The sequence below is a fragment of the Roseateles terrae genome (assembly GCF_014192155.1).
GTDB classification, from domain to species: domain Bacteria; phylum Pseudomonadota; class Gammaproteobacteria; order Burkholderiales; family Burkholderiaceae_C; genus Roseateles; species Roseateles terrae.
Genome location: NZ_JACHXO010000010.1, coordinates 70,940 through 84,758, shown reverse-complemented (window position 1 = coordinate 84,758; position 13,819 = coordinate 70,940). Strand labels below are relative to the sequence as shown.

At 66.8% G+C, this 13,819-nt stretch carries 5 protein-coding genes; 2 read left to right on the top strand and 3 right to left on the bottom strand.

What is annotated here, in order from left to right:
• Positions 1 to 19: 19 nt before the first annotated feature.
• From FHS28_RS22200 to FHS28_RS22190, 3 genes are read right to left on the bottom strand one after another with little or no spacing between them, the layout of a single operon-like run.
• Complete coding sequence (locus FHS28_RS22200; protein WP_088454027.1) at positions 20 to 2,551, bottom strand: hypothetical protein; 2,532 nt, start codon at positions 2,549 to 2,551, stop codon at positions 20 to 22.
• A 37-nt stretch (positions 2,552 to 2,588) separates the two neighbouring features.
• Positions 2,589 to 5,897: a hypothetical protein gene (locus FHS28_RS22195; RefSeq protein ID WP_088454026.1), complete on the bottom strand. Its 3,309-nt coding sequence runs from the start codon at positions 5,895 to 5,897 to the stop codon at positions 2,589 to 2,591.
• Positions 5,898 to 5,944: 47 nt separating this feature from the next.
• Positions 5,945 to 9,121 carry a hypothetical protein gene (locus tag FHS28_RS22190; protein ID WP_088454025.1) on the bottom strand — a complete coding sequence of 1,059 codons (3,177 nt, stop codon included), beginning with the start codon at positions 9,119 to 9,121 and terminating at the stop codon, positions 5,945 to 5,947.
• 732 nt (positions 9,122 to 9,853) lie between these two features.
• On the opposite strand from FHS28_RS22190, the gene FHS28_RS22185 reads away from it, so the two are divergent.
• Positions 9,854 to 10,927, top strand: coding sequence for a helix-turn-helix transcriptional regulator (locus tag FHS28_RS22185; protein WP_184295434.1), 1,074 nt, complete (start codon positions 9,854 to 9,856; stop codon positions 10,925 to 10,927).
• A 156-nt stretch (positions 10,928 to 11,083) separates the two neighbouring features.
• Positions 11,084 to 13,786 carry a TonB-dependent receptor plug domain-containing protein gene (locus tag FHS28_RS22180; protein WP_088454022.1) on the top strand — a complete coding sequence of 901 codons (2,703 nt, stop codon included), beginning with the start codon at positions 11,084 to 11,086 and terminating at the stop codon, positions 13,784 to 13,786.
• Positions 13,787 to 13,819 lie beyond the last annotated feature (33 nt).

Sequence of the window (13,819 nt, the reverse complement as noted above, 5' to 3'; positions counted from 1 at the left end):
ACGGGCCTCTTGCCTTGGCTCAGGGGCCCCTCAGCGCACCGAGGGCATGACCGGCCTGGGGAGGCTCCGCGTCATTCAGGAGCTGCTGCAACTGCATCGCGGACAGGGCGTTGCGCTCAAACAGCCAGCGTGCCGTCGCACGCCATGCCGCCAGCGCACGGTCGTCGGCTGGGTCCGCCAGCAGCCGTTCCATGAACGGACCTTCGGCAGAGGCGCTGCCGCGCAGGAAGGTTTCGACGTCGGTGGCGCTGATCTGTTGCTGCTCAAACGCATACAACAGCGATTGGCGCCAGGCATGCAGGCAGGCTTCGTCCGGAAGGCCCCCCACCATCAGGAGGAGGCCGGATTCCTCCAGGCCGTCGCAGGACAGGGCTTCGTGCAGCAGGTCTCGCGACAGCAGCCCCTGCCGGGCGAATCGTGTGAGGCCGTCGAGGTAGACGCCCAGGGTGGTGGCGCGGTTCTGGCCGAGGGGGTGATGGCTCATCAGCTCGCCTTCATCGCCCAGCACGCTCACCAGGTCCTGCACGCCCTCGGCGGGAAGAGCACCTTCGGCCAGCAGGCGTCCGATCCAGTCAAAGTACCACTGCAGGCATTCCGGATGGCCATTCAACAGCGCGCCCGCACAGGCGCGATCGGGGATCCGGTCATGCAGGAACTGCAGCAGGTCATCGCTGCGCATCCAGCCCTGGCGGAAGGCCTTCAGGAGAAAGTCGCCAAGCACGGCCACCGTGTCGTGGTGGCCAGCATCCATCGCCTCGGGCAGGGCGCGGCCGAGGTGGGTGTGCAGATCATCGGCGGGGATCACGCCGCACTGCACCGCGCGCTCCAGCAGCTGCAGCAGAGCGGACAGGGCATCAGTCTGTCCTTCCATGAGCGTCTCCGGAATGAGGGGCCCCTCGCCGTATCGTGTGAAGAGCTGAGCCGCACGCTCGGGCGCAAGGTCTTGAAGGGACTTCATCAGGTGGTCCTTCCACACCTGCAGCACGTCGCTGGCACCGATCGCATCCGGCAGGTAGGAGGTGCCCAAGGCGGTGAGGCGGGCGATTTCGGCGCTCGGGCCGTGATCAAGTACCGTCTGCAACAGCGCCCCCTTGCCCAGCTCAGTGCAGAGCAGCAGCAACTGGGCCAGTTGCAGGCCGTCGGGTCCGGGCTGGGTCTGCAGCCATGAGCGCAGCCCTCCGGGCGTCATGCGCGAGAGCCAGGGTTCCATGCGCACCTTGGACTGCAACCAGATCGCGGGGATGCGGGGCAGCTCCTGGTCCGGCTGGGTCGCCACGAAGTGATTGAGCAGGCGTTCGGGCACCCCAGTGAATGCGGGAAGGGGGCGGGCCCGATCCAGGGTCAGAAGATGGTTGCTGCGCACCGGCTGGTGCACCACGCCGGGATGCAGTCGGGACGATGCGTCGACATAGAACACGGCCCGGTCCACCGTCTGCAGCGTCCAGGACGGGTCATCGTCCTTCCGGGTCAGCAGGGCCACAGGGGCGCGAGGCACCGTCAGCTGCTTGTCTTCCATCGCCTGCAACAGATCGCGCTGAACCAGGGACGGGTCCCGACGCCAATAGAACGCTTCCGTGATCTCGTCCTCTTCCGTGAGGCTGTGCAGAGACACAGGTGCCAGCGACAGGTCCAGCGCCTGCACCACCGCGTGGATCTTCGGCCAGTGATCGTTCAGGTCGACCCGCGCGGGCCAGCGGGGCACTTCCGGGGGCAGGCGGTCATTCAACTGCGCCAGATAACGATCGGCCAGCGCCACCGCCATTTCGCCGGGGGCCAGCACCTGGCGCAGACGCTGCACATGATCGGCCTGGTGGTCTGCCTTGAACATCCGGGGCCCGAAACTGTACCGGTCCGAGCGGTCCCCGCCCGGGAGCCGATATTCCAGGCGCATGCGGTTGACCGCATGGACCTCCATGCTGGCCAGAAACGTCTCCCCCGTTCGCCGCTGCTCTTCCAGGTAGATCGTGCGGAACGCCTCGTCCGCGCGGGCGCGCATCAGGGTGTGGACGGCACTGTGCAGGCCTTCAGGATTGACGTCCAGCGCCTCGGCGGCCTGGATGAAGGCTGGGCCGGCGGACATGCACAACTCCAGGTGCTTCGCCATTTCCAGCAGCTGGGTGCGACGGAAATGCAGGGGCAGTTCGTCCTGGCCCAGACGCAGGCAGATGTGATCCATCGCCCGCTTGCCGGCACTGTAGAGCAGCGGCAGCCGATGGCCGAAGTAGGCCTCACCGTCGTAGTCGATCAGCCGGTCGCGGAAGATGCTCAGCCCGGACAGGGCCTGTGCCATCTCCTGATCGGTGCAGTGGCGGGCGGCGAAGGTGTCGCAGTCGTGCACCCGGTCCAGCCATTGCCGCTGGATGAGCCGGAACAATGAGGACGCGCGGAAGGCCAGCCAGGCCAGGGACCGCACATCGTCCCGGCCTTCATAACTGCACCACTCCGGGGGCATCGTCGGCGGCGCGACGGTGGCGGCGGGCGTCTCGAAGGCGCGAGGCGTGTAGTAATCGCGGGACTGCGAGGCGAAGGAGGCAACAGAGGGGCTGAACATGGACGTGCTCGCGGGAGGAACGGCCGACCCGAACGGGTCAGGGCGTGAGGGACTTTGGAGGGCGGGTCAAAGCCCTTCGGGCCGCGGCCTCCGCGGCGCCGACGGTCAACCGGTATAGCAGTTGCTGCGCGTCGTGATCCTCGATCAGACGCGCGGCCCAGGCTTCCTTGACGGCCTCGGCCAGGAGGGGTGTCAGCGGCTCCGGATTCAGTCGTTCCACCGCGTCGAGTGCGCCGTCGATCGGCAGGTGGGCTGGCGCGGCGGGACCCGGCTCGAACAGGCTCAGCCACTGCGCCTTGCCAATGAGGCGCTGGCGCAAAAACTGGAAGGCGTTGTTCAGCAGCAGGTGCAGCATCTCCGCATCGTTGTGGCGGATGGCGGTGGTGAGGGCGGAGCGCCCCAGCCGTGAGCGTCCGTCCATCAGGCGGGTCAGCGCGTCCGGCGACAGCGTGCGTGCCCATCCGCGGTACATCAGGCCCCTGAAGAAGGCGTCGATCACCGGGCGGGATTGGTGCCGCACCGCATCGATCAGCGCCGGTGTGTCGCTCGTCGGCTCGGGGGCACTCAGCAGCGACTCGGCCTCGTGGGGATGCAGCACGCCCCGGTAGGTCATCTGTCCGACGAGATCCAGATACGCTTTCACCATCGCTGGATCCCGATGGGCTCGCATCAGGTCATTCATCAGGGGGGGGACGCCGGGCATGTCACGGTCGTCGCCCCGGAGCAGCGCCAGGATGTCGGGGTGGGTCAGGACTCCTTCCTGAACCAGCCAGATGGCCGTCTCGGTCCATGCCTGGAGGCCGCCGTGATTCGCTGGCTGCCTCAGCAGATGCGGCAGGAGGGCGACCCGGCTGAACGAATGCACGGCGATGAGGTCACGCACGTCGCCGGACGAGATCAGGCCCGACCGCTGAGCCTCCCGGACCGACTCACGCCAGACGTGCAGGCATGCCGGATCCGTCTGCCTCAACAAGGTCTGCACGCCTGACTGATTCAGTCCATCGCAGGTCAGCTGGCGCTTCAGCAGTGTCGGGTCGAGCTGGCCCTGCGCCGCGCTCTGCGTGAGCCGGGCCAGGTAGGCACGCAGCGCCTCCGGGTGCTGATTCGCGACGGCGCCATAGCTGACGACGGCGTTCTGCGGCGAGGGGGCGGCGACCAGCGGTCCCAGCGATGCACTCGACAGGACACCGCGGGCATGCAGTTGGCTGATCAGATCGAAGTACCCATGCACACAGCCCGCATGGCCATTGCGGGTCGCCTCCTCACAGGGCAGCCGTGGCTGCCGTCCGCCGAGGAAACGCGCCAGCTCGTCCGGATGGATCAGGTCGCGGGCCGCAGCGTCCACCAGGAACTCCGACAGGGCGTTCAGTGCCTGCACGTGACCCTGCCTCATGCTGAGCGGAAGGCTGTCGTCCAGCACATGCCTCAGCGTGTCCGGCGGGATCAGCTTGTGTGTCAGGGCCATCGTCAACAGCGCCAGCAGCCGGCGCAGGTGCTGGCCGTCGTTTGCGACGACCGCCAGGGCCAGAGGCATCGCCCTCTCCGGGTCGCAGAACAGCGACTCCACGGCGTCCTGCGAGAGCGTTGGCAATGCGCCGCACAGGTACTGCTGCCAGACGTCGAGGATCTCGTCGGCGGTCGGCGCGCCCCATGCCATCGCGTCGGTGGCGAGCTCCATCAGGCGCGGGTCGCGCGGTGCGCCCGGAACCCTGTTGAGCAGCGCCCGGAGCAGGTCGCCCCGCTTCGCACCCGTGACCGCCAAGACCAGCGTGGGGAGCGTGATGGACGCGGGCAGGCGCTCGGGTGGGTGGGCCCTGAGCCATGACTCGAAGGCTAAGGGACCGATGCGCTGCAGCCAGGTTTGCAGGTGGGCCGGCCCGGTCAGCCAGCGGGCGGGTACCCTGCCAAGGTCCTGGGGCGATGTGCTTTGCAGGACCGTGGTGATGAGCCGCTCCGGGAGCAGGACGGGGGGCGTGCCCTCGCTCCCACCCGCGCCAGGACCCAGGCTGGGGCCTACGCCCGGCCCCAGGGGCCATGCGCGGGAACGCTGCTTCCGCTCGAGCGACAGCAGGTGCTCAACGCCCACCGGAATTGCCTGCGGTGCGGGCTGAAGGCCGGATGTCACCATCACGTAGAACAGTTGGCCATCCACCGCTTCCAGCGTCCACCCGTGGTTGTCGGCCTTGTTGCTGGCCAGTTCCACCCGGGCGCGAGGCGTGACCAGCTCCTGCGCCTCCAGACTCAGCAGGACATCGCGCTGCACGAGCGAGGGGTCCTGTCTCCAGTAGCACTCACCGGTGGTCTCGTCTTCCTCCATCAGGCTCAGTGGCGACACAGGGGCCAGGGCGCCGTTCGCGGCCCCCACCGCCTCCATGACTGCCGGGAAAAAGGGATTCAGGTCCACCCGGGCACACCGCTGCGGCACACAGGCCGGTAGCCGGCTCGACAGCTCGGCCAGATAGCGATCCGCCAGCACCTCCGCCATCCGGCAGGGGTCCAGTGCCAGGCGCAGCTTCTTGTGATGGTTGCGCTGCCGGTGGGGCAGAAACAGGTCGTTCCGGAAGCTGTGGATGTCCGACAGGTCCCCGCCTGGCAGACCATATTCCAGCCGCATCCGGTTGATGCCGTGCACTTCCCAGTTGTCGCGCACCACCCAGTAGTCGTCCGCATGCTCCTTGCGGTAGGCACGCCGGAACACTTCATCCGCATGGGTCTGGATCACCTCGAGCAAGGCGCTGCGCAGCCCGTTCGGGTCGACGTTCAGCGCCTGGGCCGTCTGCAGGAAGGCGGGCCCGGTGGCCATGCACAGCTTCAGCTGGTGGCACATCTCGCGCAGCTGCCTGCAGCGGAAGTCCAGGGGCAGTTCGTCCTGCAGCAGTCGCTGGCAAATGTGGTCCAGGGCGCGTTTGCCCGGGCCATAGAGCAGGGCCATGCGGTCTCCGACAAAGGACTCTCCATGGTCCACCAACCGGAGCCGGAAGACGTTCAGGCCGGCCATCCACTGTCGAAACTCGACCGGCGAGGCGTGCCGGCGGGCGAAGGTTTCGATGTCATCCACGCGGTCCAGCATCTGCCGATGCACCTGCAGAAATGCGGGCGAGGTGCGGAAGGCCCGGTACTCGGGCGATTGCACCTCGGTCGGGCCGTCATAGGACAGCCAGTCCGCCCGGGCCGGCGGCGCGGGCACGGGGTTGGCGGGGATGTCGAAGGCCCGTGCGGGGTAGAGGTCGGGCGCAGCGTCGAGAAACGCCGGGACCGAGCGGGAGAACGTGTCCGAGGGCGACCGTGTGGGCGGGAACATGCCCTTGAGTTGCTCGCGACCGGGGGCCTGGTGCCATGCATGCATAGGTCAATTGCGGGCGATCCCACCGGCATGGAAGGCAGGATGCACGCCTATTCGGCAGGGGCCGGCGCGGGATCTTCCAGCGACACGCCCAGCAGGCTGGCGGCCAACAGGCGCTGGTCCAGGCTCAGCGCCCCGAGCGTCTCGGCGCTCCGAAGCGTCTGCTCCATGAGGTCGATCAACTGAGGATCCTTGCGCGTCCGAACCGCCACCATCGGGTTCTCGGTGTGGTCCTCTGGCGCCAGCAGACTGAACCATTGTGCAGGGCTGAGGACGTTCGTCTCCAGGCAGTCCAGTCCGTGGTCCAGCAGGATCTGCAGCGTCTCGCGATCCCCGCGCCGCGCCGCCGTGGCCAGCGCAGACCGGCCTTGGGGCGATCGTCCATCCATCAGGCGGACCAGCGCCGCCGACGGCAGCCGCTCAACCTCCGCCATGCAGATCAGCGTCTCGACGAAGCCGTCCACCACCTGCGGCGCACCCTGCTCCACGGCATCGATGAGCGCGGGGGTGTGCCGATCGGGGTTCTCCGCGCGCAGCAGGTCTTCGAGCGCACCGTCCGAGATCAGCCCGGCCTGGTGGGCGAAGCTCACGATGAAGCCGTAGCGCGTCGCATGCTTGGCACCGTCGAGGTTCAACAGCATTTGATGGAACAGGGGACGGGCCGGCAGGCCTTCGCGCTGGACGTCGGCCCGCAGCAGGGCGGCCACCTGGGCCGTCGTCAGCATCCCCCGCTCCGACAGCCATTGCACCGTCTGGATCCAGAGTTGCGCAGGCAGCTGGGGATCGTCCTGCACGAGGGGGCGGAGGACGGGGTGGCCGCTGAAGCCGGTGCCACCGACCAGCGCTTCCACATCGGGGCAGGAAAGCAGGTTCAGGCGCCAGGCCTTGTGCACCGCTTCGCGCCAGACGTGCAGGCAGGCGGGGTCGGGCAGTACGGTCATGTGGTGAACGCCGGAGCGGTCATCACCGTCACAGGTCAGCTGGCGCTGCAGCAGGTGGAGGGGAATGCGGCCCTCGTGCGTGTGGGCGATCAACTGATCGAGAAACAGGCCGAGCGTGATGCTGTGGTGGTTCCGCACGGCGACATGGCTCACGCTGCAACCGTCGGGCGAGGGCTCCGCCACCAGGTGGGCCAGTGCCGACGGGGGAAGGGCACCGGCGGCCTGCAGTTGCCGAACCAGGTCCAGATACCAGCGCAAGGTTCCATTCTTGCCGCCTGCGAGCACGCCTTCGCAGCCCCAGCCGGGACATTTGCCGCCCAGGAAGATCAGCAGGTCGTTGGAATCGAGCCAGCCCATCCGACCCGCCTTCACCAGGAAGTCTCCCACCACAGGCAACACGTCCTGCCGGCCGTGGTACATCAGCGTCTGCACCGGGCAGACCAGATGTCTCAGGAGCTGGTCCGGCGGCAGGACCCCGGCCGTGAGCGATTCGTCAATGAACGCCAGGACGGCACCGACACGGTCGCCATGGCGGGTGTCCATCGCGCAGCTGAGCAGGGTGCGATCAACGGCGGGCGTGAACCAGCGCGACACCTTCGCCGGGCTGGCGGTGGGCAGCACTTCCGTCACCCGTCGGCGCCACAGGTCGAAGGTGCTGGCACACGGGGCAGCCACCGCCAGGCACAGGATGTCCGGGCCGCCCCACTGCAGCCAGGCGATGGCCGGCGCCTTCGCGCTGTCCATGGCGGCTTCCAGCAGATCGGTGCGACCCTGACGGGTCATGGCGCGGACAATGTCCCTCGGCGCATGCTGCGCAGCGTCGTGCCGGACCTGCGTCGTGCGGATCCAGCGGACCAAGGTCTCCGGGGTGACCCGAGCCAGCCAGGCGTTGAAATGATGAGGCTTGGCCAGCCAGTGAGGCGGAATCTTGTCCAGCTCATGGGTGGGTGTGTCGTGGAGGACGATGTTGAGCCATGCATCCGGGAGGGTCGTCCGGGGCGGTGTGGACGCCGTCGCTGTTGCTGTTGCTGTTGCTGTTGCTGACTCTGCCGGCGGCCGCGTGGAGCGCTCGATCGCGGCGAGGTGGTGCAGGCCGACCGGCACGGCGACCGGCGTCCGCAGCAGGGGCGATTGCTCCATGACATAAAAGAGCTGGTCGTCGATCCCTTCCAGTTGCCAGCTGACTCCTTCGCTGCGGTCGCGATGCAGCACGACCCGCGGTTGCGGCACGGCCACCCCCGCGCCCTCCAGCGCCAGCAGCAGGTCGCGGGTGACGAGCGCATTGCCTCGGCGCCAACGGACGGTGTCGGACGTCTCGTCGATCTCCAGCAGGCTGGTCATCGGGACCGGCGCGAGCGCGGTGTCGAGGGCGGTCACCGCGGCCTGGATCAGCGGCACGACCTCGTTGAGGTCCTGGTCCGAGCTCCGTCGCGGTACGTCCGGCGGCAGCCGATCCAGCAACTGGCTCCAGTACGCCTCCGCCAGCGCTTCCGCCATCCGGCACGGTGCGAGCGCCTGCCGCAGCGCCTGATGATGTTCCGGATGGCGGCGAGGGTCGAACATGCGGGTGCCCAGACTCATCTTGTCCGACAGGTCAGCGCCCGGTAGCCGGTACTCGAGCCGCATGCGGTTCACGACATGCGCTTCCATGCCTTCGAGCAGCGCCTCGTCGCGGGTGCTGTAGTCCTTCAAATAGGCCTGACGCAGCACTTCGTCAGAGCGCTGGCACACCAGGGCGTAGATGGCGCCGCGCAGTCCGTGCGGGGGCGTGTCCAGGGCCGCAGCCGCCTGCACGTAAGCCGGGCCAATGGAGAGGCAGTGATGCAGCTGGTAGGCCATCTCGCGCAGATGGCGGCGCCGGAAGTCCAGCGGCAACGCGTCCTGATCCAGCCGGACACAGACGCGGTCCATGGCCCGCTTGCCCTCACCGAACAGCGCGGTGATGCGGCTGGTGGCAAAGCTTTCGCCATAGCCGTTCATCAGACGCGCGCGCAGCGTTTTGAAGGCATCGAGGATGTCAGCCGCTTCCTGACCGCTGCAATGGCGCAGGGCAAAGCGTTCGCAGTCCTGGATACGGTCCAGCCACTGCCGGTGCACCTGCAGGAATTGTGGGGACTGCCTGAAACGCTTCCAGGGCTCGGACTGGCTCCCGTCGGGGCCGTCATAGGACTGCCAGTCGGCGGGAATGTCCGGCGCGGCCACGGCGGGCGGCGGCACATCAAACGCACGGTAGGTGTAGAGGTCTCGCGCGCGATCGAGAAAAGCAGGCACCGAGGGCTGGAACATGCCGGTCAGTGGGATCCGGCATCGATTCAGTGCCCGGCCCGGACAGAAAAAAGCCCGGCTTGCGATGGGGCAAGCCGGGCAAAGGCGCGGGACACCGCCTGGACACCGACCGGAGTCAGTGTGGAGCTGCGGCGTGGCGAAAGCTGCGCACGGGCGCCGGATCTGGCAGCCGGGGTCCGGCTGCATCCAGGGCGCGTTTGAGGGGCGCGACGATCAGGCCGGGACGGCGTGGCCCGTCGGCCTGGCCTCCCACCGGTCCGTGTCTGCGGGACGCCGGGGCGTGGATGCAACGGGGGTGGAGGTGAGGCGTGTCGTCATGGGCTGCATCTTCTCAGTCAGCCGGCCGTCTGTCCGGCGGAGAACCGGGGGCAAATCCCGCCAAACAAGTAGGCGGATTTTTCGGTCCATTTCGGATTTCAGCGTGTGCCGGGGGCAGAGGGGCGTGGGACGGAAGCCCGACCAGGGTGGGGGCGGTGTTGCACCGTTGCGTCAGCCGCAGGACGCCCCTGCCATTGACTGGTGGGCCTTGGCATGAGCAACGGTCAGTGTCCACTCAATTCCATTGCGGGCTTCGTGCGCATGTCGCCACTCTGGGCGAGCGGCAATGCAAATGGAATGAAAAGCCGCATGAGCATGCGCAGGTTGTTCATGCATTTGCATTCGACCAACAAGCTTTCAGGGAGGGTAAAGCCAATGGATATATAAGCAGAGACGGCGAATGAAACGCTATTCTTGAGAACGCTCATCAAAGAAGAAGCGGCATTCCATAACGCCCCTGGAGACTTCCGTGGCCGCCTCCTGGCGGTGTGTGTCCGGCCGTCCTCCCTGTTCCTGCCCATGCCCGCTCCGGCGCTGTTGATCCGATCCCTCGAAGACCTCAGGACCTGGTGTCGCGACAGCGGCGTCACCGAACCGCTGAAGGTGTGTCTCGGCCCTTTGCCGGGCACGGGCGCCTATGTGATGCAATGGTCCTCCGGGGCGCCCGACCCGCGGCCGCGGGACATCCTGCCGCATCCGCATTTCCTGCGGCTCTCGGTCATCCTCGAGCCGATGGAAGCCCGGGTGTGGAAGAACGACCGTCCCGTGTGGAGCGGCGTGATCGGCGCCCAGCACTTCCGGATCTGCGGTCCGGAGGAATCAGGACGCTGGACGCAGCTGAGTCGCTGCGATGTGGCCAATGTATTCCTGCCCCTGGAAACGGTGCATCGATACATCCAGCTGGCGGGCCTGCAGGACGAACAGTGGCCGCTGGTGACCGGCTTCACCCACGACCGCCGCGTGGCAGAACTCACGCGGCAGATCCTGGAGGCCGCGCCGCTCACCCCGTGCCATCTCAGCCTGCACTACTGCGATGGACTGGTCACCGCATTGCTCGCCGATCTCGTGCGGCGCTATGCCGCACCGGCGGCCTCGCAAGCCGGTGGCGGGCTGCAGGGGCTGATGCTGCGGCGGGTGCTGGACCTCATCCGCGAACGCGCCGATGGCGATCTGTACGTGCATGAGCTGGCCGCCCTGTGCGGCATGAGCGAATCCCACTTCTCGCGTGAATTCAAACGCGCGGTGGGCATGCCGCCGCATCAATACATGCTGCAGCAGCGGTTGGCCCAGGCGCGTGAAGCCTTGTGCGACACCGATGAGCGCATTGGCGACATTGCGCTGAATCTCGGCTTCACCGATGCCAGCCATTTCTCGCGGCTCTTTGCACAGCGATTCGGCCAGACACCGACACAATTCCGGCGTGCACGCCGGACCCTGCCTGCGGGTGCGGCGCTGAACCAACACCCGGCCGCCCTGCAGGCTTGGTGATTTCCCTGCAATCGGGACGGCTTGCAGCGGCTTTCTACAAACGCGGCGGTTTTCTCCGGGCGGCAATGACAGGCGAGTTACAGAATTTTTAAAAGCGTGACCTGCCGGCACGTTTTTTCAAGTTCCCCGTTCTCTCCCTTCAGTCCAGGAAGACCCATGCGACTCCGCACCCGAATGACCGCCGTTGCCATGCTGATGCCCGTTGTGGCCTCGGTGTATGCACAAAATGCTGCCCCCGCTGCCAACCAGCAGCTGGAGAAGGTGGAAATCACCGGCTCCATGATCAAGCGCACCGACAAGGAAACGCCGGCCCCGGTGACGGTGCTGACCCAGCAGGACATCCAGCGCAGCGGCGCCACCACGGTGGAGCAGCTGCTGCGCACCGTCTCGGCCGTGTCCGGCGACGGTCAGCAGGACCTGAGCAGTGGCAATGGATGGGCCGCGGGCACGTCCTCCATCGCCCTGCGCGGCATGGGCTCTTCCGGCACGCTGACGCTGCTGAATGGCCGCCGCATGGCCCCGGCCGCTGCCATCGACCCCAACACCGGTCAAGGCACCATCTTCAACGTCAGCTCGATTCCGCTGTCCGCCGTGGAGCGGGTGGAGATCCTGAAGGACGGCGCCTCGGCGCTGTATGGTTCGGACGCGCTGGCCGGCGTGGTCAACATCATCCTCAAGCGCGATTACACCGGGCAGGCGATTGAAGTGTCGGCCGCCCAGCGCGGTGACGGCCTGTTCAAGACCCGCAGCGGCAACGTGGCCTTCGGTCGCGGCAATGTGGCCACCGACGGCTTCAACATCTTCGGCATGCTGGATGTCTCCCAGCGCGATCCGGTCGCCATCACCGAAGATCTGAACCTGGCCGACCATAACACCTTGGGCCCGCTGTTCCTGCGGGATACGCTCAACAGCACTTACTCCAATCCGGGCAACTTCTACACCTACAAAAATGGGGCGACCGGCACCTTCAAGGGCATGGCCGCCAATTGCCCGACGTCCAGCCAGTTCACCACCACCGCCGGTGTGACCACCTGCCGCTACGGCACCTATGGCCAGGACCTGACCTACGTCTCCGACCAGAAGCGCGTCTCCGGCTTGCTCAAGGGCACGCTGAACCTGGACAGCGGCGCTCAGATCAGCGCCGAGCTGCTGGCGTCCCAGACGCGCAGCCGCTACAACTCGTCCTCCTCCACCGTGGGTGAGGTGTCCACCACCTGGGGCGATGCCGCCGGCAACTCGGTGACCTACGGCGGTCTGGTGCTGCCAGGCAACCATCCGGACAACCCGACCTCCGCCGCCACCGCGACCAATCCGGTGTTTGGCTACACCGCGCCGACCGCCCTGGGCCTGCGCTACCGCTTCACCGACATTCCGCGCTACACCGAGAACACCACGAACAATGTGCGTCTGGTGCTGAGCAGCCAGTTCGAATGGAAGGGCTGGGACCTGGATGTCGGCCTGCTGCACCACTGGCAGGACAAGAGCGAAGACCGGGCGGGCTTCATCAGCGTGTCGGCCCTGAATGCGGCCGTGGCCAACCAGACCTACCGCTTTGGCGGCACCAACAGCGCCGAGGTGCTGAGCGCCCTGTCGCCCAAGCTGAACAACGGCGGCACCGCACAAACCACGTCGCTGGATGCGCGCGGCTCACGCGAACTGATGCAACTGGCCGGCGGTCCGCTGATGCTGGGGGTGGGCGGTGAACTGCGCCGCGAAAGCTTCAAGGTGTCGGCCGATGACAAGATCAGCGCCGGCGACATCATCGGACTGGGCATCTCGCAGGCCAACGGTTCGCGCAATGTGGCGGCCGCCTACGCCGAACTGCAGGCCCCGCTGCTGAAGAAACTGGAAACCCAGGCCGCTGCACGGGTCGAGCATTACAACGACTTCGGCTCCGCCTTCACCGGCAAGCTCGGCGCCAAGTACAAGGTCGTGGACTCGCTGGCGCTGCGGGCCACCTATGCCAACGGCTTCCGAGCGCCGTCGCTGTCGCAGATCACCCAGTCGACGGTGTTTGCCTTCACCACGGTGCAGGACCCGGTGCTGTGTCCGGTGGTCAGCTCGACCAACACCAACTGCACGCAGTCGGTCTCCAGCGTCATCGCGTCGAACTCCCATCTCAAACCCGAGCAGTCCAACTCGCTGACGGTGGGCCTGATCTTCAATCCGACCGACTGGATGGAGATGACGCTGGACACCTATCACATCATCGTGCGCAACGTGGTGGACCGCCTCAGCGCCCAGGATGTGGTGGACCGTGCCGCCGAATTCCCCGGTGCCGTGATCCGCAACTCCGAAGGCGAAATCACCCAGGTGATCCGCCAGTACCGCAACATGTCGCGCAAGTCGACGTCGGGCGTGGATTGGGAGACGCGCTTCAAGTGGCGTCCGGCCGCCGGTCATGATGTCCGCTTCAGCTTCTCCGGCACCCGTGTGCTGAGCCAGAAGGAGCAGACCGAAGCCGGTCAGGACGTGTATGACTATGTCGGCTACTACGGCACGCCGGCGCTGAAGCTCAATGCGGCCCTGAACTATGCCTACGGCGACTGGAGCACCGGTGTGGCCGTGCGCTTCCAGGGCGGCTTCAAGAGCTACGACCCGGACAGCGTCTGCAGCAGCACGGCCACCGCCGCCCAGCGCTATGACCTGTGCACCATGGGCAGCATGACGACCACCGACTGGTCGCTCAGCTACACCGGCTTCAAGAACTGGACCCTGTCGGGCGTGGTCAACAACGTCTTTGACAAGGCTCCGCCGACGGACGTGGCGTCGTCCACCTACTACTCGGTGGGCTACAACCCCAGCCTCTACGACATCCGCGGCCGCGTCTTCAACCTGCGGGCACGTTACGAGTTCTGATCGGGATCGAGCGCCTGTCGCTCACCGGGACCT